Origin of the sequence: Parabacteroides sp. TM07-1AC (genome assembly GCF_003480915.1) — a bacterium.
GTDB lineage: Bacteria > Bacteroidota > Bacteroidia > Bacteroidales > Tannerellaceae > Parabacteroides > Parabacteroides chongii.
In genome coordinates this window covers 63,572-88,913 of record NZ_QUKD01000007.1, presented here as the reverse complement: position 1 = coordinate 88,913, position 25,342 = coordinate 63,572, and the positions used below count along the sequence as shown (strand labels likewise).

General features: G+C 41.2%; 18 protein-coding genes. 5 read left to right on the top strand and 13 right to left on the bottom strand.

Annotated features, from left to right (window positions below; genetic code table 11):
• Nucleotides 1-34: 34 nt before the first annotated feature.
• Both DXD68_RS14800 and DXD68_RS14795 read left to right on the top strand, forming a co-directional pair.
• Entirely contained in the window at nt 35-1,834 is a 1,800-nt protein-coding gene (locus DXD68_RS14800) for an ATP-dependent nuclease (protein WP_122362334.1), read from the top strand.
• Nucleotides 1,835-2,247: 413 nt separating this feature from the next.
• Nucleotides 2,248-5,523 carry a sacsin N-terminal ATP-binding-like domain-containing protein gene (locus DXD68_RS14795; protein ID WP_122362333.1) on the top strand — a complete coding sequence of 1,092 codons (3,276 nt, stop codon included), beginning with the start codon at nt 2,248-2,250 and terminating at the stop codon, nt 5,521-5,523.
• 245 nt (nt 5,524-5,768) lie between these two features.
• Here the strand turns inward: DXD68_RS14795 and DXD68_RS14790 are convergent, their stop codons facing one another.
• From DXD68_RS14790 to DXD68_RS14730, 11 genes are all read right to left on the bottom strand, one after another.
• Nucleotides 5,769-7,100, bottom strand: a complete 1,332-nt coding sequence (locus DXD68_RS14790; RefSeq protein WP_122362332.1) for an ATP-binding protein — start codon at nt 7,098-7,100, stop codon at nt 5,769-5,771.
• Nucleotides 7,101-7,227: 127 nt separating this feature from the next.
• Nucleotides 7,228-7,755, bottom strand: a complete 528-nt coding sequence (locus DXD68_RS14785) for a hypothetical protein (RefSeq protein ID WP_122362331.1) — start codon at nt 7,753-7,755, stop codon at nt 7,228-7,230.
• A gap of 143 nt (nt 7,756-7,898) precedes the next feature.
• Nucleotides 7,899-9,113, bottom strand: a complete 1,215-nt coding sequence (locus DXD68_RS14780; RefSeq protein ID WP_122362330.1) for a relaxase — start codon at nt 9,111-9,113, stop codon at nt 7,899-7,901.
• A complete protein-coding gene (locus DXD68_RS14775) occupies nt 9,110-9,538 on the bottom strand; it encodes a plasmid mobilization protein (protein WP_122362329.1) in 429 nt (142 codons plus the stop codon). The genes DXD68_RS14780 and DXD68_RS14775 overlap by 4 nt, the downstream gene beginning before the upstream one ends.
• 313 nt (nt 9,539-9,851) lie before the next feature.
• A complete protein-coding gene (locus DXD68_RS14765; protein ID WP_122362328.1) occupies nt 9,852-10,922 on the bottom strand; it encodes an AAA family ATPase in 1,071 nt (356 codons plus the stop codon).
• A gap of 3 nt (nt 10,923-10,925) precedes the next feature.
• Entirely contained in the window at nt 10,926-11,300 is a 375-nt protein-coding gene (locus DXD68_RS14760; RefSeq protein WP_122362327.1) for a helix-turn-helix domain-containing protein, read from the bottom strand.
• A gap of 103 nt (nt 11,301-11,403) precedes the next feature.
• The gene (locus tag DXD68_RS14755; RefSeq protein WP_122362326.1) at nt 11,404-12,198 is read right to left on the bottom strand and encodes a hypothetical protein; all 795 of its coding nucleotides are present in this window, start codon (nt 12,196-12,198) and stop codon (nt 11,404-11,406) included.
• Nucleotides 12,199-12,368: 170 nt separating this feature from the next.
• Nucleotides 12,369-13,484, bottom strand: a complete 1,116-nt coding sequence (locus DXD68_RS14750; protein ID WP_122362325.1) for a tyrosine-type recombinase/integrase — start codon at nt 13,482-13,484, stop codon at nt 12,369-12,371.
• Between the two features lie 109 nt (nt 13,485-13,593).
• Nucleotides 13,594-15,060: a helix-turn-helix domain-containing protein gene (locus tag DXD68_RS14745; RefSeq protein WP_122362324.1), complete on the bottom strand. Its 1,467-nt coding sequence runs from the start codon at nt 15,058-15,060 to the stop codon at nt 13,594-13,596.
• Between the two features lie 306 nt (nt 15,061-15,366).
• Complete coding sequence (gene mnmE / locus DXD68_RS14735) at nt 15,367-16,758, bottom strand: tRNA uridine-5-carboxymethylaminomethyl(34) synthesis GTPase MnmE (RefSeq protein ID WP_199715703.1); 1,392 nt, start codon at nt 16,756-16,758, stop codon at nt 15,367-15,369.
• 16 nt (nt 16,759-16,774) lie between these two features.
• Nucleotides 16,775-17,896 carry a DUF362 domain-containing protein gene (locus tag DXD68_RS14730; RefSeq protein ID WP_122362322.1) on the bottom strand — a complete coding sequence of 374 codons (1,122 nt, stop codon included), beginning with the start codon at nt 17,894-17,896 and terminating at the stop codon, nt 16,775-16,777.
• 78 nt (nt 17,897-17,974) lie between these two features.
• Here DXD68_RS14730 and DXD68_RS14725 point away from each other — a divergent pair, with 78 nt between their 5' ends.
• Nucleotides 17,975-19,162 carry an AAA family ATPase gene (locus tag DXD68_RS14725; protein WP_122362321.1) on the top strand — a complete coding sequence of 396 codons (1,188 nt, stop codon included), beginning with the start codon at nt 17,975-17,977 and terminating at the stop codon, nt 19,160-19,162.
• Between the two features lie 24 nt (nt 19,163-19,186).
• Nucleotides 19,187-19,933 (top strand): nitroreductase family protein, encoded by a 747-nt coding sequence (locus DXD68_RS14720; RefSeq protein ID WP_122362320.1) that lies wholly within the window; start codon nt 19,187-19,189, stop codon nt 19,931-19,933.
• Nucleotides 19,934-20,035: 102 nt separating this feature from the next.
• On the opposite strand, the gene DXD68_RS14715 is transcribed toward DXD68_RS14720, so the two are convergent.
• Complete coding sequence (locus DXD68_RS14715; RefSeq protein WP_122362319.1) at nt 20,036-22,381, bottom strand: ABC transporter permease; 2,346 nt, start codon at nt 22,379-22,381, stop codon at nt 20,036-20,038.
• A 199-nt stretch (nt 22,382-22,580) separates the two neighbouring features.
• On the opposite strand from DXD68_RS14715, the gene DXD68_RS14710 reads away from it, so the two are divergent.
• Nucleotides 22,581-24,617: an ATP-binding protein gene (locus DXD68_RS14710; protein ID WP_122362318.1), complete on the top strand. Its 2,037-nt coding sequence runs from the start codon at nt 22,581-22,583 to the stop codon at nt 24,615-24,617.
• A 10-nt stretch (nt 24,618-24,627) separates the two neighbouring features.
• Here the strand turns inward: DXD68_RS14710 and rpiA are convergent, their stop codons facing one another.
• Nucleotides 24,628-25,335 (bottom strand): ribose 5-phosphate isomerase A, encoded by a 708-nt coding sequence (gene rpiA / locus DXD68_RS14705; RefSeq protein WP_122362317.1) that lies wholly within the window; start codon nt 25,333-25,335, stop codon nt 24,628-24,630.
• Nucleotides 25,336-25,342 lie beyond the last annotated feature (7 nt).

Sequence of the window (25,342 nt, the reverse complement as noted above, 5' to 3'; positions counted from 1 at the left end):
TGATAAAGAATTACGATATTAAATAAGTAAGTGTATGAAATTAAGTAAATTGTGTATTAGAAATTTTCGCAAACTCAATAATGTTGAAATAAACTTTGCTGATGCAACCTTTTTAGTTGGAGCAAATAATTCAGGCAAATCATCAACACTGGATGCAATAGAAATTTTAACATCTGAAAAAAGTAAATTGGATAATAGTTGTAGATCTAGATTTATTACGGATGACGGTAATGAGGAAATTAATTACCAAGATGATGTTATTATAGAAGGATTGTTTATTGATGTGCCTAAAGAGATTGTGCAACAAAGAGGTTTTAATGCTTCACGATTAAAATATAATGAAGAAGATAATACCTATTCTTTCAAATATAGGGTACGTCTTTCAAGTGATGAAAAACAACATCGTGAAATTTTAATGCACACTGTAACTCTAAAGAATGAATATAATGATTGTCAAACTTATCAGGCATTGATAGATAAAGGGATAGATATGTCTTATTTTGCAGGCCGTGATTTGACAAAGAAAATTAACGCTTCACAGAAAAAAGAATTAGAAAGTATTTGTCCTGAGGCGTTTGATGTTAATGATGGAGAAGAATGGTTTGAAAATCCTGGGGGGATTGCAGGTAATGTGCTTTCAAAATTACCACGATTTTTGAAGATTAAGGCAGATGTTTTAAGTGATGAAATGGCTGCTGATAAATCTGGTACGCTTCATGATTTACTGGATATATTATTTAGTCAAGTAAGGGAAGCATCTCCAAATTATCAGAAAGCAGTTGATGCATTGTCTGAGTTGGAAAGGGAAATGGATACAACAGATCCTAATACTGAATTTGGGAAATTAATGTCTGAATTAAATAAGGTAGTCGATGGAGTTTTTCATAAAGCTTCAATCAATGTTGAAACAGAACTGACAAAACCTGAAAATCTAAAGGCCAAATTCTCAGCATCACTTACTAGTAATGTGAAAACGCCTATTGAACGTCAGGGTACAGGGTTAATAAGGGCTACAGTGTTTGCTCTTCTTCGTTATAACAAACAGAGAGAAGAGCAAAAAGCAGAAAATCAGTATAGAGGTATTATTATAGGTTTTGAAGAGCCAGAGTTGTTTTTGCATCCTAATGCAGCGGAAAAGATGAGAGACATAATATATGAATTGGCGTCTGATAGTAATCAAATTGTTTCTACAACACATTCTCCATATATGATAGACTTATCCAAAGGAAATCGACAAACGCTTAATAGTTTTAGAAATATTGATCATGATTTTGTTTCTGTTACTGCATTTAATTTGACTGAAGCTTTTAAAGAGATAGTGGAAGACGATTGTATGCGTGTAAAAATGATTCAAAAAATTGATAATTATGTTTCAAGAGTTTTCTTTGCTCAAAAAGTGATAATAGTCGAGGGGGATACAGAAGATATTGTATTCAAACATACCATAAATGTTATGCCTATGGAAGTCAAAAAAGCCATCAAAGAAAATTATCAAGTTGTAAAAGCTACAGGTAAGGCAACAATGATTTCGTTTATTAAATATTTAAAGGCATTAAATGTCAACCTATTTGTGGTCCATGACGAAGATTCAGATACCGTTGGTGCTGCAAAAATGAATGCTCCAATACTAAACGCTTTAGATAACGATGAGACTAAGAGAATAATGATGCATAATTGTGTTGAAGAAGAATTGGGTTATGATTCTCCAAATTCTGACAAACCATATTGCGCATATAAATTTGTAAAAGATTGGACAGATTGGAGTATGGTACCAGAAAATTGGAAAAAGATTATGAGGGTTATTTTTAGTGAGTATGCGGAATCTTTACAATAGTTGCAAATTCTAATGGCTTTAATAGATATTTATACAGAATAAGAAATTAGGTGTCAGAAAATCAGTTCTCTAACTTCTTGTTCTATATATTATCAATAGGAACAAACTGAAATTATGTCCCCTAAAAAAGATATACGAAATAGCACAGCTGAGTTTCTAACTTTTTAAATTAATGGAAAAGAAGGCAGTGTACAGGTAAATGTACCTAAATGAAACAATCTAAAGCGATATCACTGCTTTTTGATTGTTCCGTAGATAATATTAGATTGCACTTGGTTAGTAACACTTATCTCGGGATTTGTGTACCGCATTGGGTTATAGTACATATCAAAAATTCTCTCGGGTTATAGATATAGCCATTGCGATATTTAATACTATATTGCCTATAAACGAAATTATAACACACTAATATTATGACAGAACAACAATTAGAAGACTATTTTTATGATAGGAACTTGGGTTGTGATACTGCCAAGCAGTTTCAGAATATTGAAAAAGAGTATCTTGATATTGTAGGCTATTGTAAGAAGGTGAAACTTGGCATAGAGAATCTAACTATCAACAGCGGAGAACGTGCTCTTTGGGAGCTTGTTCAGAATGCTCGTGACATGAGTGAAGATTGTCATATTTGTATTGAACTCAATGAGGATAGCATTGTGTTCCGGCATTATGGTCAACCTTTCTCGTATTCCTCTTTGTTAGCGTTGGTTAAGCAGGATAGTTCGAAGGATGATCCTGCCAAGGATTTAGCTGGTCAGTATGGTACGGGTTTTATGACTACTCATGCCTTCAATCGTGTGGTGGATGTAAGTGGTCCTTACGAGGTGCGCAAAAGTAAGATTGAGGTTGAAAAATATATTAATATGCATATGGTTCTTGACCGAAGCAATACGGCATCTCTGGAAGCATACAAAGAGATGAATCGTGAGCTGATGCAGGTTGAGAATATGTGTGAATCTACGGAAGAATGCCAAGGTGATTCGCCTACCGTATTCAGATATAATCTGACAACCGAATTGGTTGATACTGTTTCTGATCAAATAAAGAAAGTATCTGGAATGTTGCCGTTTGTTTTGGTTATAAATGAACGTATAAAAGAGGTTGAAGTTTGCGATAATCATAGAAAGGAACATTATGTATTTCGAAAATCAACAACTCTCAATTTAGATAAACCTTTTGGTGAAAATGGATGGCATGAGATTGAGTCGGTTGTAAATCGTGTGGATATACTATCATCTGAGAATACAAGTGTATCTTATGGCTGTCACTACCTTTTGTCAAAAGATAAAGAAGATTTGGTAATAATACCGCCATATCCATTTATATGTGATGATGTCAATAAGATCCCTTCGTTATTCTTGTGGTTTCCTTTGTTGGGTACAGAACAGTTTGGTGTGAATTTTATTTTCCATTCCAAGAAGTTCTACCCTGTGGAGAAGCGTAACAATATTCAGCTCCCAGAGGATGTGCCATCCAAAAAGGAATCTGGGGAAAAGAATGAAAATACACTGAAATCCATGATGCATGCTTTGTTTGATTTCTATCAAATAGAAGGAAATGATTCCACTTTGATACGTGATTTGTGCAAAGTGGATTTCGTTAAAGAAACTGAGGACGAAGAGCAAAAACGATTCTACAACGAGATGCAGAAGATGTGGAATACGCAAGTTAGAAATTGGAAGGTGATTCCCACAGCAGAAGGAAGAAAAAGTATAACTGACAGCAGAGTGCGATTGCTGCATCATGACTTCTATGTAAATCTTGATTTGGAGAAACGTAAACTTTATGAAAGTACTTTGGCTAAGTATGCGGCTTTCGTAAAGGATGACAACAATCAAGGATACCTATTGCCATCAACAGATTTGATTAAGTGGTCGGAACTTGTTGACACTTGGGACTGTGAGAATACCGATGGTTTTTTTGTGACTCTCGATGATGTATGTATGGCTATCAAAGATAAATCTGACAATCTGCTTGAGTTTCTTCAGTTCCTTAAAGACAGTGGTAACGAAGCTTTGTATGACAAATATGCACTCATACCGAATCGTGACGGTAAATTATGCTTGCGACAAAATCTGAGGTATGGTGACTTTATGACTGACGAGTTATACAAACTGGCATCTCTTCTGATGGGTGATGATAAAGCAAAGATGCTGGATACAACCTATCTCTCGCTTGCAAATTTTACTCAATATACGGTTAACGATTTGCATAACGCGATTCTAGTCACAATGAATAAGTGGAGGTCAAGTACCCTCGTTCAACCCCAGAAACAAACATTGACGGATGATCAAATAACGGCTTTGATTGATTTCTGTTCGGCTACCTCCCAGGATGAATTCACAAATTTTAGAGGCAAGATAATGACAGTGTTACCGACTTATTACCACAAGACATTCTGCAAGAGTTTCTTGCAAAAGCAGGAGGAGAGAGAGGAGGATTTCTATAGTTCTCCATTCAACCTACTTCTTGAATATACTTTGTGCAGAATAAGTATGGAAGACGAAAATTGGGTGAAGAGTAATAAGTCATTCCTCTTGAGCTTCTTGACAGAATATGCCAAAAGTAATGAAACCAACAGAAAAGATAAACTGGATGACTACGGAGTGATACCTTGTCAGAAGGGATATTTATGCGTAAAGAAGGAACTATTGAAAAACGAAGGTGTCATTCCAGATTTGGCTAACATCTATAATTCAATCATCGGAAAAGACCTTCATGAAAAGTGGATTGATATTGATTTTGAAAACTTATATAAGGATTATGCTACACAAACGCCTGATGATATAGCTCCAGTTATTCAAACAGAATTGATAAAGTATATGAAAGAGGTGAACAACGGTGAACGTGCTAGGGACAAGACATGGGAAGGCATCATTCGACAAATCATCTTGAAACTGGATAATGGTGAAGGCTGGGATAAATGGTTTACAAGTATTGATGATAATAAAGCTAAATACACCTTTGATATGGCAAGTGGTGACGCTCAGAAAGGTATATTCTCAATTATGGATATGGAAGATGAGGATATTATCCGCCTTGCCGCCCTTAATGAGAATGGTGCTTTGCCGGCCCTCATCAGTCAGATGGAACGTCAGAAAGAATTGGATGATGAGCGTCAGAGTACATTCCATTTCTGTTACAGGATAGGCAAAGCTATTGAGGATAGAATACGTGAAAGACTTGGCCATGAGCTGCTAAAAGTTAAGACTCGTGAACACATTGATGACGACATGACCGTAAATGACATCCAAAATGGTCAAGACATTATCATCAGCTATAATGGTAAGGATGTGTATTATGTGGAAGTGAAAGCTAAGTGGAATTTTGAGTATGACAATTATGCGCACATGAGTACGAATCAGGTAAGAATGGCTGCAAGCAATCCTGAATGCTATGCACTCTGTTGCGTAGATTTATCAGATTCGGAAAAAGTGAATATTCCTGCTGATTCATCAATTGAGTATATCGAAGAACATGAGGCTGAAATCTTTGCTCAAACAAAGGTGCATTTGAAAATCGGTGAGGAACTAGAAGAGATAATGACACCAGTATTGAATGCAGAGAGCGATACGACTGGCAGACGAATAAAACTCGGAGATTATAGAGCCAATATATCAAAAACAGCTTTCATTACAGGCGTTGATTTTGATTCTTTGATTGAGGATATATTAAGTAAGTGTGATTAGTTATCTCAGATGGCTTAAAACTTGTCGAGGAACAATAAAATAAGTCGTAGAACGCTTGGCTTATTCTGCAGAAAATGTTTATCCCTACGTCAGAACGCTGCAAATAATTGCATAATTCAGAGCAAGCAGGGAACAGAACGGTAGTGTTTCCTTGAGAACATCCTTAAAGGCATTGCCTACGACAATTATTGTCCGTGTCAATGGTCGCCGTAACGGTTGGTGGCAGATAAAATGTGGTCAATAAGTTACATATCCTCCATTGTCCAAAGGCAAGTCTCGATGTCGTAATTTGAGAGAATGGCGTTTTTGAGATGCTCGACCTTTTCGGTGAAGAGTTTGTGGTCGTAGTTGCATCGTTGACGCTTAACCTCGGCTACCAATGCCTTTTTCCCTTCGGCCCGTATGCCTATAATGTCTATTTCGTTGGCTTCTTTACCTTTCTTGCGTTCCCACCACGAGCCGATGGCTGAATATTGATGGCTCTCTATCATCTTCAAACGGAAATACCGTTCGAGCATTAGTCCTGAGAATGTAGGGTAATCCGATTCTATTATCTGCCGAAGAAGCACGAAATTCCGTATTTCGACAATGGATTGATTTTTGTCGTAATACCTGAACCTGAATTTTAGGAAATTGTCGTTGATTTCGTAGCGGATGGCTTGTGTGCGCTCTTTCGACATTATCGGTCGCTGACGAGTGATAAGAGAGTAGTCATCAATCAGACGACGGAGTTGTCCGCCGATACTTATTCCTCCCAACGTAACTTCAATATCAGACTGATTGTTTATGCCAGAGGCAATGCAACTGAGTATTGAGAAGTAGATACCATAGTCTTTGCCAAACTCTTCAATCAGAATATTCTTGCCTTCATCTGTGAATGGAGAGTTATCACGCACGATGTAGTCAAACATTCCGGAGATGGACAAGTCGGTATTCTCACACAACAATTCTATGTATTTCGGGACACCGCCAGTAATTGAATATAGTGCAAGCAGTTCATCGTTATCATAGTCGGGACGGTAGTCGTTCATTATTTCTTTAAGGGTATCAGTACCAAATCCGGTAAGACGGATGATGTTATCAGCCCTGCCGAATAGCGGTTCTTTTGCTCCTTCAAAAATACGGTGCATCATCGAAAACACCGAACCCATCAGAATCAAATTTACATGAGTTCCCTTACGATATTGGTCCCAAATATTCTGCACATCGCTGAAAACAGATGGATTTATTTTTTCGAATTCTTGAAATTCATCGATTATGAGATTGAATTTTTGTGCCTTTGCCAGTTCCATAATCATCTGGAAAAGTGAGCGGAAACTCTTTATCTCTGCAGGTATATAACAGCCTAAAACAGAGACAATCAGTTGTGAGAACTCCGCACACAGAGCAGCCTCATTCTTGCGGCTTACAAACAGATACACAGTAGGGTAGTCTCCTTTTGTGGCTTCCACTGCAAGCGATGTCTTGCCAATTCGACGCCGACCTGTAATCACTGTCATGCGTGAATGACTGTCAAATGAGAGCTTTTGAATGCGATGCAGCTCCTGCAATTCAGATGTACGATTATAAAACTTCATAGTAAATTCCCTGCTATTTATAGTAACCACCGTAACTGTTACGGTGGTTACAAAATTACAAATAATCTCTGATATGACCAAACAAACGCCAATGATAATTGCGTTCTAAAGATTCGCTAGCGTCCAATTACGTCCATTTATCCAAAATCTTCGGTACGACTATAGCCATGACAGTTCCCGAAATTGCAATAAGGGCACAGATGGCAACTGCTTTCCAAATCAGGTTTGAATACAAAATTTCTGCATTGGCCACAATCATGCTGACGAAAAAAGAAGATAAGGCTACCAGTATTACAATAGTGATGTAAAATGTGGTAGCCGGAATATTGATGGCATTGCCGGATTTCTTCATTCTTCGCTCGGCTTCTTTGCATTTGCTCTCAATCTGACTGAGAAAATCACATAGAAGCCTTGCTCCAAATTCTACTGCCAACTTCCGCATTTCTTCAGAAATGATAGGCTTACACTCTCGGATAGAGCCGGACAGACTTTCGACCTCTGTTCTCAACTTGAACACGTTGTTATTCAGCTTGGCAAGTCCTTGTACATTGATATCGAGTAGGTGGTTTTCTTCCTCCAAAGACTCATTCTTTGGGTTGGATTTTATGGCTTCCGCTTCAGCCATTTCTGCGGAAAAGTCGAATTTCTTTTTCATACTATCAAAAAAAATTATGGTTTATAAAATTTTTATGAGAGTCTGATAGCCGTTCACTATCGTTCTCTCTCACGATGAAAATCGTTTGATATATTTTCACCCAAGTGAAATATCAAACGATTTTCATGTTCGGCTTCATTGGCTTATCGTTTTAATCCTGATTTTGGTTTCTTTCCGAGCAGGCGACCAGCGGCACGAGCGCATCTGCGTGCCCATTGCAAATCGTCTTCGTCCTTATCTCTCCAAGGCAAATCGCTTTGAGAACCTCCACCACCGTTTCCGGTGGCAACATTTGGCGTTTCAAGCAGTCCGACAAAAATAGCTACAGCCATATCGGTAAGTTCCTGACAGTTCTCAGTATCTCTGTAGTCAAACTCATCGTTGAAACAGTCAAGCACTTTTTCCGGAATATAGAACCAATGTTCCTTATCGTTATGATTAAGTGTATAGGGAATAGTATCGGGATGATAAGTGCTATATCTGGTATGTTCTGCGGATGCTGACGGCTTGAGATTTTGCTCCGTTTGAGTTTCCTTAGGCTGATTGCTAACAGCGGCAACTTGCGGCTTATGATGCAGTTTATCCCATGTTTTAGGAAGTTTTGAAATCATCAGATTCCGGGCAACTCCCAATTCGGAAGCCTTGTATTTGGTATTACCGTTTACAAGTGCGTAACTCCTGATAACGTGTTGTGCATCCTTTCTTTCATGTACAGAGTAACCTTTTCTTGTGAGGGCATTTTTATACTCTTCCCAAGACCATTCAGACATTGATCTCAGCGCATCCATGCAATCACGATTCACCAGATGGATATTGGTGTATCGGATTTGTATAGCAGTAGTCCAACCCCGCTTCTTTGCTACTCGCTCGGCAGCACGCTGCGCACGAAGATGAATGTTGTGGTCGTTGTTGATGTTGCCGTCTTCATCCAAACGGCAGACAGCAGCATGAAGGTGGGGAACTTTGCCATCGGATTCCTTATGCAGCCAAACTGTGTATTTGCTGTTAGCCAGATTGGTCTGGTAGGAACGTACTTTTCCGTCCTTGCCGGTAAACACTTGTTTGTCAAACTCCGCAGCGAAATCCTGCCAGAGCTTTTGCCAGTCTTCGATGTCGAAGAAACGGGTGTGTTCGGCAGAGGGGCTTAGCTCGATTCTGATGACCGAGTTCTTGATGGGTTTGAAACGTGATAAGGTCAGTTGCATGGAGTTCCATATCCCCAGAGTGTCCGGTTGCGACGGCATTAGGTTGTCCAATACCCGATAGATTTTCTCCGGGTGTTTTTTGTTCAGAGATTCGCCGGTAATATAACGGATGGCGTTTATGCCGTGCGATATTGCTTTAGCTTTTGCTATCATACTTCTTCGGATTTTTCGTTAGACGGAATCTTATTTCTCTCTTTTACGGCATTGAGAAATTGGCAGACGCTTTCAGCAATATAGCCAAGCTCTTTGAGCCAGCCGACCATGAACGGCACCTGATTGAACAATATCATTCGTTGCTTTGTGGACATTCCACGAAGTGCAGAAGTGTATTTTACAAGATCTGACCGACAGTTGTCCAGATTCTGCAACAGGTATGTTTCTTCTTTTGTGAGCCTCGGTCTGGGTCGATAGTTGTATGCACAGGCAAGCAAGTAATCGCTTACCGTCATACCGCATTGCTCAGCCTGTGATTTTATATACTCTTTCTGACCGGGAGTTACTTTTGCTCCGATAAAGACGGATCTTGTTTCTTTTTTCTCCTCTGGAGATTGTGTTTGTTCCTCAATATTTTGTTCCATATAAATCGTTATTATAATAGTGAATAGGTGCGAGCTTGCGAGTACCGCACCGGCGAAGTATCTGAGCAGGCAAGGGTACCAATGTACAACCGTAACGCAGTGAGGTTATACATTGGCATATCTCGCAACAGTTACCTGTTGATGCTTCCCGGCAAGCTGTATAGGATGTACACACAGAATCGGCAAATGGATTGGAATCAGGATTTGGCATATCCTACTATAAAAGGGTAGGGAATGAATACTGCATATTGCAATCCTTGGCTACTTTGCTTTATTCCTATATGTACGCCCCGACACTAAAGTAAAGTTGAACTTAATAATGGTAATCAGGATTAAATTGGTATTCTTTCCCTTCTTTTATCACCATCCGTTTATTGCCGAGAAAGGTAGCTACTTTGACCGCTTTGTTATGACCGAGTTTTACACCCTGTAACCCGTAGCCGTTTTTCAGTCGCTCTAGATAGTTGTCGTAACCGGTAATATTGCCATCGGCGAAAGTGGCATCCAACGCAGCACGATGTACGCTCTCCGGGATTTCCTTGTATGGCTCAAAAGGTTCTTTGGTCGGTCGTCCGAGTTTCTTTTCTTTGGATATATAGGATTCCACTAGTTCAGGCAAGGCACATTCGTTTATGCGGAAAGCGAAAGGTTCAAACTCCCGGTCTCGGATATGAATGGCTTCGACACAACTGATAGTTTTATCATCTTTATCCACTTCTACCTGCATGATGGTTTCCGCTTTGTTGTTGAGTTCCGTGCCAATGTGACCACGGGCATGTTCATCATTCTTGTTCTGATGCAGGATGGTGTGGATGTGAATCTGACGGTCGTCAGTCCACTGCATGAATTTGGAGATTATATTGGTGGCTTCATTCGGAGAATTGATGTCATACATAAAATCCCTGATGCCATCTATAATGACCAGTCCCAAATTCGGAATTGTGCCAATGGCCTGTTCGACTATTGCAAGTCTCATTTCGGGAGAATATTTCCGCAGACCTAACATAATCAGATTGTCAGAATCGGCATCCTTTGGTAATCCCGCCAAACATAGAATGCGTTGTAGCACCTTTTGGCAATGAGGTTCTCCCTGTTCGGTGTCGATATACAATATCGTCCGTTTATTTTCCGGAAACGATGAACGGTAATGGAGTACTGTGCCATTGGTCAATGCGGAAGCGGCAATGGCAGAAACATTGAAAGTCTTCTTGCTCTTGGCTTTACCGATGGATGCACTGAAGTTGCCCAATGTTCCGATAATGGAGTCATCCACCATCAGAATCACAGGCGACTGTTCGTATTTGGTATTTACGCTCACGGTAGCCTCCTTTATGTAAATAGCCAGTTCCTCAGCTGTCGGAATGTTATTGTTCGTTTTCTCCATAGCCTACCAGTTTTTAGAGTTTGGTTTACGGCGATGGGAAGCGAGCAACGCATCATTCTCTTCCTCGAAACTTTGCGGAACGGTGGTCTTACGGGATGATTCCAACCATTTATCCAGCTCATCACGATAGATGTAGAGGTGCTTGCCTTGTTTTATAACAGGAATATCGTCCTTTTTAACCTTGTAATAAAAGGTCGATAGCGGCATTTTGAGATAGGTGCAAGCCTCCTGCACGGTCATGGGAACGTGCGTGTTCTCCTTGACTTCGTTCTGCTTGGAAAGTTTCTCTGTCAGCAGACTTTCCATACTTGCGATTCGGTCGCATAACTCTCCCATCACTTCGGGAAGGTCATTGAATGTGAATTGATTCTTAGACATGATTCAAATAGTTTATTTGTTAAACATGTTACAAACCAACACAATGATACTATGCAGACCTTCGTCATCAGGGAGTAATTTTTCTGTCTGCGACGGAATCATTTCAGTCGGTCAAAACCACTGTCTCATCGTCTGCTTTTTTGAGGCAATTGAAATAATACTCTCCTTTTAAGGGAATGTCAAGTGGAATTTTACAAATACCTGTAGTCCGTAGATTTTTTGATAGATAAAACAGAGTGGCATTTTTCAATTCGTGTGGGAATATGGTTTTTATGAATTCTGCGCATTTTTCCACCGAGATATTCAACCTTATACCGATATTCCATACAAAATGCCGTATATCGAGAGTGTTTAATGGATTGTCGAATTTGGAACGTATGGGCTTGTATAAATCACATTGCCCATGGGCAAAGCACTCTATGTTTTCGTGAAGTGTAATAAGGTCGTTTTTTGAAAGAAATTCAGCCATACTATATGTGGTATATTCGTGCATGACACGCATAATGTCAGCTTGCTGCTCTGCCTTTTCCCGTTCTATTTCAGCTATGCGTTCGTCATAACCATCTGTATAATCATTCTTTGCAATCGGCATTTCTATAACTTCTACTTCCGGGGTAATGGTATCAGCTGGCTGCTTGATTTCAAGTGGGATGGATTCTTTTTGCTTGCCAAAAGAAATACATGCGTTATTCTTGATAAGGTAGCGATAGAAAAATCTTTGAGAGAACGCGCATGAAAGAGTTAAGAGTACGATACTCAATATAATAGGTGTGGTGTATTCCATCAGGTTTATTTGATGGCAGTTGTAAAGATAAGTGGCGATTACCGAGTATGAAGTAACGCTTACCGCAAGTATGAAACTTGCCTTTTTCCTGTGAATTTGAATACTATCTGTCATAATCTATTGTTGTTTGGATGAAATGATGGAGCAAAGTTATAAGCACATTTCCAGATAGTTATAAATAAGTGCAGTAAATCGGTTAATTTTTAAGAAAATATAGGCTTAGAGTATGATAATCCATCGGAAATCATATTCTAAGCCTATGTAATGGGGCAAAATAGGGGAGTTCAGCCTTTGCGTGTCAAAGTGATTTTCTTGCTGGCTTCACGCTTGTTGCTGTCAACGACTTTCATGTAACGCATCGTGGTGGTGATGCTTTTGTGCGCCATCAAGCTTTGTATGGTACGGATGTCTGTACCGGCAGCACCCTGGAGGGTTGCGAATGTTCTCCGATATGAATGGAATGTTATGTTCTTGGTTATTCCGGCAGAACGAATCCACTCTTTCATTGGTACTTGTGTCCAACTACGCATAAGTCCCTTGAATACCAGACCTTTCTTCTCAGAACTGTATCCTATCAGCCCTAATGCCTCCTCGCTGATGGGAATGATGTCTTCCGCTTTGTTTTTCTGTGTGATGATATGTACACATTTCCCTCCGGCAGAGTAGTCCACTATGTCTTCCCAACGTAGGGCGAGGATGTCGCTGATGCGCAAGCTGGTCATACAGGAAAACAGCGATGCGATTTTCACAATAGGCTTTTTACATGGCGTCTCAGCTAACTGGTACAATTCTTCAACAGATAAAGCTTCTTTCATAGTGTCTTCTGTTTCAATCTTTTCCAAGAAGTCATTGACATTGGCCTTTATCATCCCATTACGATATAGTATTTTCAAGAATCCTCTGAAAGTAGACCAGTATCCTGATGCAGAGTTTCGTGTGATACGTCCGTTGCGTCTTAGTTTCTTGGCGTTCAGAAGGTATTCCCGAAACTTGTTGCACAGGTCGATGTCTATCTCCTCAAAAGTACATTTGCCGTGTACGAAGTTCTTGAAATGGAGATAGACGAACTCCCATTTCTGGTCGTGCTTGCGGAGTTGCTGACGATAGTATTCCAAGAAATCACCCTTTAGTTTGTACCGGTCGAAGAAGTCATACCGTTCATTTACGACAGATTCAAATCTGCGGCAACGGATGGCTTCGGCTTTCTCGGTCATTACATCGTTGAAATTCTGCTCACGTTTGTTCTTCGGGTTGGCATAGATATAAATGCCAAGCGATTCGTGACGGATTACTTTCATTGTTTCCTTGTCTCTATATCCCGGATAATAATCCAGATAGAACGACAACATTTTGTTCTTTAGAGGTCTTGTCCTCAATGTTACAGTTTTACATTCGTGCATACTCTACTATATTATATTGTTGTTAATAATTTGCTGCAAACCAACGAAATGGTTCAATGCAGACCTATAATCGTCAGGAGTAATTTTCCTGTCTGTATGGAATAATTTTTCAGGTGACGGATTTTTCAGCCATCACCTTATTAAAATCCTCTTTCAACAGGAACATGGATTTGCCGTGGTGCATCTTTCGGATGTTGTTATACCGGGCATAGTTATAGACATCCTCCCTACGCAAACCATATCTTTCCATCGCTTCAGCTACGCTGTAATACTTTTCCCGTTGGTCGAAACCACCGTTCTTGATAATGTCGATGTGGTCTTTGGAGTATTGAGCCTTGCCATAGACTACACGTGAGGGGATTTTGTGGCGATGCACAAACGAGCATCTGGCATCTTTGCTCATACCGTATATTTCTTCCATCTGCTCTGCGCCAATCCATTCTTTGATATTATCAGCAGCTTTGTATTTGGCGAAGAAACGGTTTACTGCCAGTTGTTCGTAGTAGTTAAATCCTCCGTGACTGATTTTAGGAATGTCGTTTTCACGGCACAGCCTGCAAATGGTTTTCTTGGTCATCTGATATGTGACGGCAATTTGTTCAGACGAGTAGTAGCCATCGGGAATTGTAAAGGGTTCTTTCTGTTCCTGCTGACCGGATTTGCTTTCGCGCTTCTTGGGGATGTATGTGCCGTCCCGGTGCTCACGATATACCTTGTCAAATTCGGTGCGCAATACCATGGTCCGGCTTCCTTGCTTGAACCTAGTTATATCGTATTTATTGACATAATAGCTGATGTTAATTTTGGTAAGCCCGTATTTCTCGGTGATTTCCGAATAGGTATAATAGTCGGGATTCAGTTTGTCCTGCTTTTCTTTGATAGCGTCTATATGGGCACGGGAATAATACACCTCGTGGTGGCGGTTGATTCGGGGAATGTTGTGCCGCAGGGCAAAGGTGACAACGGCATTACGGCTCATACCGTATTTTTCCATGACCTGTTCCGGCGTGTAATAACAGTCCGGATTGATTTCTTCGGCAAGGTCGGCAAAATACTTGTCTATGAGGGTGCGGTTGTAGAATACACGGCTACCTTCTTCAACCTTTGGGATGTTGTATAGTTTGCAACGACGATACAGGGTTTTCTTCTGGATTTGGTATTTTTCCAGAATCTCATTCGTGGTGTAATAGAGGACGGTCTGTTTCCGTCCATAGCTGCGTTTCTTGTAGTCGGGCGCATTGTTGAACATCTTTTCAATGTCGGATTTACGTATGATGGTGCGCCCGCGAAGTTGCAATGCCCGAATGATACCGGCAGCCATGTGTCGGTAGATGGTGGCACGGCTGATGCCTAAAAGGGTAGCGGCTTCGGCAGGGGAGAGGAACGATTTGCTTCCAACAATGCCGACTTCCTGCATTGGTCGCTCGCTTTGCCTCACTTCGTACTCCTGCAATTTCTGCTTGCGCTTCTTGTCCTTGTACGCTTTTTCTGTACACGATTTGCTGCAAAACCGTGTTATCATCGTGTGTGCTATAAATGGTTTGCCGCACCACTGGCATTTTCTCTGTACCTCCATATATTGGTCGCCTTTAATTTCGTCGATTTCGTCTCAACGCATCTCACAATTTCTCACAGCGTTTCACGCTGTGTCTTCTATAGCGGTTCCGCTCATTCTCATAGCGTCTCACATCGTGCCCAAGATGTCGCTATGATGAGTGCGAGAAGCCCGCTTATTTGTTCGGCGGTAGAATTATGGTACAAAAAGATGCTGAAAATCGGCACTCTGTCAGAATTGACAGGAATGAGTATAAAAATAAAAGTCGCTGGATTTCAGCGACTTTATTCTAAATGGTTATGGTTGCTTATGGCTGTTTACAAGCCATCATTTGCCGATGCAAAACTTCTCGAAAATATTTCCCAATATCTCATCATTACTAATCTGCCCCGTAATTTCGCCCAGATAATGCATGCATTCCCTGATATCCTGACTCAGGAAATCTCCCGAAATATTCATTTCCAGTCCATTAATTACACGGAGTATAGCTTCATGGGCTTTTGTTAAGGCCCCGTAATGGCGGACGTTGGTGACGATTACGTCGTTTTGGGATACTTCGGGTAAGGCAGCTGCCTGGATCAGATGCTGTTTTAATGTTTCAGTATTTGCTTGCTGTTTGGCTGAAATATATAACCGGTCAGCAGGAACTTTGCCAAGCAACTTTTGCTTGATAGCAAGTTCTTCCGGTGAGAGTAAGTCGGATTTATTGAATACCAGAATCACTTTTTTACCCTCTGTCTGAGGAATGATTGTTTGAGCTAATTCCTCGATCTGCTCTGACGGACTGGTCAGGTCAATCACCCAAAGGACGATAGAAGCCTGGCGGAGTTTTTGGAAAGTACGTTCGATTCCCAGACTTTCGATCGTATCACTGGTTTCTCGGATACCTGCCGTGTCGATAAAACGGAAGGTGATGCCTGATAGATTGATTGTGTCCTCTATCACATCGCGGGTGGTTCCGTGGATGTCGGAAACGATGGCACGCTCTTCACCGACCAACAGGTTGAGTAAAGTGGACTTACCGGCATTCGTCTCGCCGATGATGGCAACCGGAATACCGTTCTTAATGGCATTTCCTACACTGAATGAATCGGCCAGTTTGTGTATCAACTGTTCGATGTTTGTTGCCAGCTGCTTCAGATTGGTACGGTCGGCAAACTCGACATCTTCTTCGCTGAAATCGAGTTCCAGTTCGATCAAAGAGGTGAAATCGAGCAGTTGGCTGCGTAGTTTAGTCAATTCATTACTGAAGCCCCCACGCATCTGATTAATAGCCAGTTTGTGCATTCCGGCAGAAGTGGATGCGATCAGGTCGGCTACAGCTTCGGCCTGGCTCAGGTCCATCTTCCCATTTAGGAAGGCACGCTGCGTATATTCGCCAGGAAGAGCGGAACGACAACCCTTTTCGATCAGTAACTGGAGGATCTGTTGCTGGATGTAAACCGAACCGTGGCAAGTGATTTCGACGGTATCTTCTCCTGTAAACGAATGAGGGGCGCGGAAGAGGGCGACAAGTACATCGTCGATCAACTCTTCCCCGCGACGGATACTACCGTAGCGTAAAGTGTAAGCTTTCTGGCTCTGAAGATTCTTACCTTCGATTTTAGGAACGAAGATAGTGTCACAAATTCTGATGGCGTCAGTGCCGGATACACGGATGACAGCTACGCCTCCGGCTCCGGGGGCTGTCGATACGGCACAGATAGTATCCTGATTGATCATAAATTTTATATCCTTATACAGTTATTAGTTCATATTCCTGAGTTCCGATTCCAACTTTTTCAGCATGTTCCAGTCCGGCTTGCCAGTTGGTTTCCGGGTGCATGATATGGAATTTGTCACAACCTTCCAAATGATCATGATGAGGCGTTTCTGAAAGACGGTTGCCTGTTTCAAGGATCGGGGCTTTGATAACTATATCGGCACAAGCCTTGTCGAGTGCGACCGGATCGAATGAAGCTGCAATACCCAGGTCTGGGACGATAGCCGCATCATTATGATTCCAACAGTCACATTCGGGAGATACATTCATAATGAAACTGATATGGAAATGAGGTTTATCCTGCAATACGGCTTGTGTGTATTCTGCTATTTTACAATTTAAGTTTACCGAAGTATCCCATGAACCGAGTACGGCACCGTCATATTGGCAAAGAGCCACACATTGTCCGCAACCGACACATTTGTCATAATCGATTACTGCTTTCCTGTTTTCATCCAGGCGGATAGCTTCGTGGCGGCAATGTTTTACACAGATATTGCAACCTTTACACTTTTCCGGATCGATACGTGGTTGGGAGGCTCCGTGCAGTTCCAACTTACCGGCAACACTGGCACATCCCATTCCGAGGTTCTTCAGTGCACCTCCAAATCCGGTCTGTTCATGTCCCTTGAAGTGATTCATACTGATAATAATATCAGCGTCGGCAATAGCCGATCCGATCTTAGGTGCTTTGCAATATTCTCCGTTTATTTCTATTTCACGACACTCCGTTCCTTTCAGACCGTCGGCAATGATCACGTCACATTTGGCGGAGATAGGGTTGAAACCGTTTTCCATGGCACTTTCCAAATGGTCTACGGCATTGGAACGACGTCCGGAATACAAAGTGTTACAATCAGTAAGAAAAGGTTTCGCTCCTAAAGTACGAAGCAATGTAGCCATACGGGCTGCATAATTAGGACGGATATAAGCCAGGTTTCCAGGCTCTCCGAAGTGAATTTTAATCGCTGTGAATTGATTCTTGAAATCAATGTTTGTAATGCCTGCACGTTTTACAAGACGTTCCATTTTGTCCAGCAAATTACTGGATGGAGTCGTGCGAAGATTGGTAAAGTAAACTTTCGATTTGTCCATTCTCTTATTGGTTTTTGTCATGCAAATTTACGTGATTATTGCTATAAAGTGTTACATTTGTATCAAATAGTTTAGTTTATGGACATATACCAAGTAAACCATCAGCAATTGCTGAAGGGGATAAGATGCAATTTTCAGCGATATCTTTATAAACAGATACAGTGGGATGATCGTCTGATTGGAATTTTGGGCTCACAAGGGGTCGGTAAAACAACCTTGTTATTGCAACGGATCAAACAAGCTTTTGATGATTCCGATAAAGCATTGTATCTGGATCTGGACAGCATTCTTTTTCAACGGGAAAAGATGGTCAATGTGGCTATGCAGTTTTATAAAGAAGGAGGGACGCATCTGTTCCTCGATAGTGTACACCGTTATTCAGATTGGATGAGCGAAACCAGGAAGTTACTGGAGCGTTGTCCGGATTTACATATCGTTTTTGCCGCTTCTTCGTTACTTCCGGTCTCGAAAGTAATGAGAGGATTTAAAAACCAGGTGTCTTGCTATACGCTGAGTACCATGTCTTTCCGGGAGTATCTATCATATGAGTGTGTGCTGGATTTGCCTCCGATGTCGCTGGACGATCTGTTGGAGAACCATGCAGATGTATCGAGGAATGTTAACGACCAGATTGTCGTGGCTCCTATTTTCCGTAACTATCTGGAGCATGGCTGCTATCCGTTCTACTGGGATGATCCGGATGCTTATCCGTTCCGTTTGCAAGATCGGGTGAGGGATGCGATTGAGATAGATCTGCCGGCTATTTATCCTACCGGCTATCAGGAACTGAATGATATCAAGCGGTTGATGATGTTGGTTTCCGGTCAGCTTCCGGAGCTGTCAGATATGGCGGATTTGGCGAAACGCCTGAAACTGGAACAAGCGGATGTAAAACGATATTTGGAGTATTTGAAAGATGCGGTATGCATAAGGCATTATCAATCGGGCAGGGGACCGGTGCAAAACCGTTGCCGGAAAACTTATTCGGGGAATACCAATTTATTGATGGCTTTTGAAGAAGATGTCAACGACCGTGTCCTGATGGGAGAGACTTTCTTTGTCGATCAGTTGTCGAACTTTGCTACATTGGAATTGCTCGATAATAATGACTTTTTGGTGAATGACAAATATACGTTCATGGTGGGCGATCCTTTAATGGATTACGAACGGATCAGGGATGCTGAAAATACCTTTGCAGCCATTTACGGTCAGCCGAAAAGCCAGAACAACAAGCTTCCGATCTGGTTGTTGGGACTTTGTTATTGATTGATACGTTATAAAAAAATAGATATGATAGATATAATGAAGAACCGGAGGACTATCCGTAAATATACAGAGCAGGATATCCCCGAGGAGTTGTTGAATGAACTGCTGGAAGTTGCTGCTCGTGCATCCAACACAGGAAATATGCAGTTGTACAGTGTCGTTGTTACCCGTGACCGGGCGAATAAGGAGAAACTGTCTCCGGCTCACTTTAATCAGCCGATGATCATGACGGCTCCGGTTGTGCTGACTTTCTGTGCTGATGCTAACCGTTTTGTGAAATGGGCTGAACAGCGTAAGGCTGATGCCGGTTTTGATAATCTGCAAACGTTCATTGCTTCGACCATCGATGCGATGTTATTTGCCCAGGCTTTCTGTGATGCAGCAGAAGAAAAGGGACTGGGAATCTGTTATCTGGGAACGACGGCTTATAATGCCGATAAAATTATCGAAGCGTTGTCGCTGCCGCGTTTAGTCGTTCCTATTGTTACGGTGACAGTCGGTTATCCGGCTCAACCGCTGCCGGAACAGGTAGAACGGTTGCCTTTGGCCGCAGTGGTTCATCAGGAGAGCTATGTCGATTATACTCCGGAATCGATCGATGAACTGTACAGTGAAAAGGAAGCGCTTGAAGTCAATAAACAGTTTGTAAAAGAGAATAACAAAGAAACGTTGGCACAGGTCTTTACTGATGTTCGTTACACAAAGAAGAATAATGAATATTTTTCGGAAGTGTTGTTGAAAGTATTGAAAGACCAGGGATTTATGAAGTAATTTATACTTTATCTGATAAAGGAAGCCTCTTGCTGACGAATGGTTCGAAAAGCAAGAGGCTTTCTCTTTTATAAAATAATCAAAGGTAAATAGAGCCCGGTATTAGTCTGTCTTTAAGCTTTTCACAGGATTTTCGTTTGCCACCCAGTAATTCTGGAATGTTACGGTCATGATTGTAATCACCGATACTATAACGAACGTGATGAGAAATACCCACCAGTACATCGGTGTTTTGTAGGCAAAGTTATCCAGCCAGCGGACAACTACATGATAAGCAATAGGAACCGCCAGGATAAAGCAAAGGCAAAGGATATGCAGATACGTTTTGTTGAACATGATTATTATCTGCAATGCGCTGGAACCTAGAACCCTTCTTACTCCTATCTCTTTACGGCAATATTCACTGTCGAAAACAACCAGACCGAATACGCCGACAATGGATATAAAGATTGCCAGCATGCTGAAGAGGGTTATCAAAGCCGTTGTCTTTTGTTCTTTCTCGTAAAGCAGGTTCAATACCTCGTTGAAGAAACGGATATTAAAAGGATAAGCCGGATCGAAGGATTGAGCGGTCTCTTTTATATGTTCCATCGATTCCTTCAGGTTTGCGCCGCTTTTTACTTTAATATAAGCATATAGAGGTGTTATGCCCCAATTCTCTGTACCCCAGATATAAAAAGCCATCGGTGCTATTTCAGAGCGGAAAGAAGCAAACTTGATGTCGGGAATAAACCCTACAATCTCTCCATTCTCCACTTTTTCGCCAATCTCCAATTCGTATTGTCCGCGGGCTTTTTCATTGAATATATAAACACCGTTTACCGTGTTCTTGTCTTCTTCTCGGAAGTTACGTCCTTCCGAAACGTCAATACCCATTACTTTAAGAAAAGATACATCGACTGGCAGGCATTGAAATCCAATATTCTTATTTTTATATGTACGTGTCCAGCCCATGTATTGGTCGGAACTGGATAACAATACTTCTGCATACGTTACGTCTTCTATACCTGAGAACGTTTTTAATTGGTTCGTAAAAGCATCACGGCTTTTCTGCACCGTATTATTCAGATTCATAACGATTAATTCGTCTTTTTCATATCCTAACGGAGTATTCATCATATAATGGTTTTGCAGATACATGAATAAAGCCGCGATAATCAAAGCAAACGATGTGATAAACTGTACACTGATAAGTGCATTGCGTAACTTTCTTCCTTTAGGCGACAATCCGAAGCTACCTTTCAACACGAGTGCAGGAGGGAACGAGGTCACATAAAACGATGGATATACCCCCGCGAGGAGTCCTGTACCAACAGCTATCAGCGCGGTAACTCCCAATAAAGGAAGGTGAGCATTCAATGATAAGTCGGCATCCATCAATGCGGTTATGGATGTAAGTGACAAAATATATACCCAGATTAAGGACAACAGATAAGCAATAAAACTAACGGAAATAGCTTCTGTCAATAACGACAGGCGTAGAGCGTTTTCTTCGGCGCCTAATACTTTCCGCGTGTTTATGCTTTTGATACGGGTGGGTGTTAAGGCCATAGTGAAGTTGGTGAAATTGATTGCCGCAATAGCAATAATGATGATGGCTATGGCAAATAAAACCGCCAGGGTATTCTTGCTCGCCTTAGGCGTGGTATCGTATGTCGTATCTGTCGTAAAGTGAATCTCTCTGAGAGGGGTTAGCCGTAATCCGACGGAGCTGATCCAGGCATTATTATTGTCCAGTGTGGATAGGTCGAAATTCTTTTTAAAGTTTTCTATCAGATCCTTGCTATTTTCCGGGGCATCCACTCTTATGAATAACTCATAGTTGTTATTATTCCATCCATGTACATTTTCATCTTTGGGAATAGGGAAATAAATATTGTTCGCCACCACAGTGTTGGAAGGAAAATCTTTGTATACGCCGCCAATCGTGTAATTGATGTCGTTAGCGCGCAATTGCTTGTTTATAGCCGATTCGTTTCCGAACAATTTCTTCGCTATGCTTTGCGGTATTAACACATGCTCCGGTTCTGACAAAGCATTGGCTTTTCCTTCAACCATCTCAAACTCGAACACGTCGGTGTATTCGGGATAAACCCTGACCATCGGTTCCAGATAGCTGACCTTCTCTCCATTCTTGTCGATAGTAAAATAGATTTCCTTTTGCCAGGGAGAAACCAATGCACCCGCTTTAATATGTGGAGACGATTGAAAAAAGATATCGGCCAGCGGACGGTTCGTAGGAACGGTTGCTCCGTCACCCGACGTTCTTTCCACACGGTAGATGCAATCGGCGTTTTTGTGAGACTTGTCGAAACTCCAGTCATAATTCAATTGCATCAGGATAATCATAAAAGCGGCAAAGGCTATCGATAACCCTAATATATTAAGTGTAGTCGCCATCTTGAAACGGCGTAATACGCTAAAAAAGTTTCTTATTAAAGTTCTCATCTTTTTCTTGTTTTTGCTTGTTAAATGAAATGATTGAATATTGATTACGATGCAAATGTATTTAAGTCTTTGACATAAAAAAAACAGGAGTGTTTATGATATATGCCTTGGCGCAAATAGTAACACAAATGTCACTCCCTGTTACATTTTGTAGTCTGATATTTATATACATTTGCAGAAAATATGATGCGTAGAAAATATGATACTCAACTTTATGCCTGATATACGGAAATGGATTTTACCGGCTCTTTTGGCTATTGTTTGTCAGCAATCGATACATTGGGTGATTGACTTCTCATTGGGTAATATGGAGGTGATACCGATTCAACACCTGAAGGAACTGATCATTGCTATTCCATTATTCTATTATGGAAACTGGCGGATGCATGCCTACATAGAGAAGGAAATATATTATGATAAATTTTACAGCGGTCTTTTGAAAGAGTATCTTTTGTGGACATTCTATTTCGTATTAGGCATAATCGTCTATGTTTTCTATACACATCGGCTGTTAAATGCACCGGATTATTTTATGAACTATCTGGTTTCCGTGATAGCTTGTCTTCCTATCCTGTTGTTTTATTATACACTTATACGTGCTGAGTATAATAAGAGGAAATTTGAGTCTTTGATCCTGGAGTTGAAAAAAGTAAATACGGCAAAGGCTGAAGCCGAACTGAGAGAACGCTTATATGAGTCCAAACTTGACTTCTTTACGGATATCGCTCATGAGTTCAGTACACCTCTGACGCTTATTTCAGGACCTTGTAAACTGATCCTGGAACAGAAGAATGTAAATCCTCAGACAATAAAATACGTTCATGTCATTAACCGGAATGCAAAACGTATGAATTTACTGATCAGTGATTTGATGGATTTTAAGCAGATGGAATCTGGTTATAAACGGCCAGAGGTAACCAGCTTGAGTGTTTCAGAGATTGCAGACCGGGTGATCGAAGCCTTTAAGGTCGACACGTCAGGCTCGGAAATCAGTCTGATAAGGCAGTATGAACCGGATATCTTTTGGAATTCCGATGAGAAATTTTTGACTACAATTCTGATTAATCTGGTATCGAATGCTGTAAAATACAGTAATGAAGAACCGGTAACAGTCGACATTTCAACGGAGAACGGAAGTCTTAGGATCTTAGTAGTAAACAAAGGGAAAGGCATCAGCAAAGAGGATATCGGGCATATCTTTAACCGATTTACGGTTCTGGATAACTATGGGAAACAAAAAGGATGGAAGCGGAACGGCTTAGGGTTAGCCATTACTGCCGGTATGGTGAAACTTCTCTCAGGAAAGATTAACGCCCGGAGCATTCCCGGTGAGACAACGACTTTTACGGTTGATTTGCCTCCGTTGCAAGTTACTAAAACAGAAAAAGATAATGCGATGGGTACGATTAGTAACTCTCTTATTCCTGAATTTGTTTTACCTCCGATAAAATACAAATATATCGAGGACCGGCCTACTGTCACTGTAATCGATGATGATCCGGAAATGCTTTGGTATATATGTGATCTCTTGTCTTCTGATTTTAATGTATTGCCGATAAACAACTCTTCTAAGGCGATTGATATCCTGTCTAATAACCATACTGATATCATATTATGTGATATAATGATGGAAGAAATTGACGGAATTACGCTGGCTGCCTTGTTGAAATCCGATAAAAGTACCTCCCATATCCCTTTGATCATAATCTCTGCCGTACACGATATTAAGATACAGACAGAAGCGATTCAGGCGGGAGCAGAGTTCTATATCACGAAGCCTTTTGACAGTGAATATCTTAAGACGACGATAAGAGGCCATCTGAATCGTAAGGAAGATTTGAAAGATTACTTTGCTTCTCCGTTAAGCGCTTATGAATTGGATATGGGTAAACTGCAACATGCGGAAGACCGGAAGTTTTTAAAGAAAATACATGCGATTATCAATAAGAACATACAGAACGAGAAGCTATCTCCTGATTTTATCGCCAATGAATTAGGAATGAGCGTGCGTAGCCTATATCGTAAATTAAAAGAGGTAACCGATAAAGGCCTACAGGAAATTATATATGACGGAAAACTCGCGGTGGCAGAAAACTTACTATTGAAGTCTAAATGCACGATTCATGAGATTGTCTTCAAATCAGGCTTTTCTAACCGTACGAGCTTTTACCGTGCTTTTCTGAAAAAGAATGGTTGCACTCCGAAAGAGTTCATCGAGGCGAATAAAGGAAGATGATCACTCTGGCTTATAGTTTCTCGCTACTTAATATCTGAACTTCATAATGCATGAAAAGCCCGCTTTCTATCACGCCGGTAATGGATTTGATCGCATTTTCCAGGTTGTCCGGGATATTGTCGAAGCGGACATCGAGTATTAGATTGCCGTTTTCGGTGATGACCGGACCGTCTTTGCCTTGTGCCATCCGGAGTTTTATTTCTACCGGGCTTAACGACCGTAATGCCTGATCTACATGGATCAATGCATCCGGAAATATCTCTACCGGTACCGGGAAGCGGGAGCCTAATTTCGAAACCATCTTGGAGGAGTCTGCAATAATAAATGTCCGTGGACTGGAACTGATCAGCAGTTTTTCTTTGAACATGGCTCCACCGCGTCCTTTTATCATATTGTGATTGAAGTCTATTTCGTCTGCCCCGTCGAAAGTCCAGTTCGGTTTGTGCTCCAGAAGGCTAGTCAAAGGTATGCCGAGTTTAGCACAGGTCATTTTTATTTCTTGGGAAGTCGGGATTGCCCGGATATGAAGTCGCTCGTTCCGGATACGTTCGGCAATCTTCAACAGGGCCAGATAAGCAGTCGACCCTGAGCCTATGCCGATAATATCATTGTCTGTTACCATAGAGGCTATCTTATCGGCAACCTTTTCTTTCTCCTCCCGGTTGGAAATCTCTTTACCCCATTCCAACGTATCAATGATTGTTCTCTCCCGTTCCATGATATTC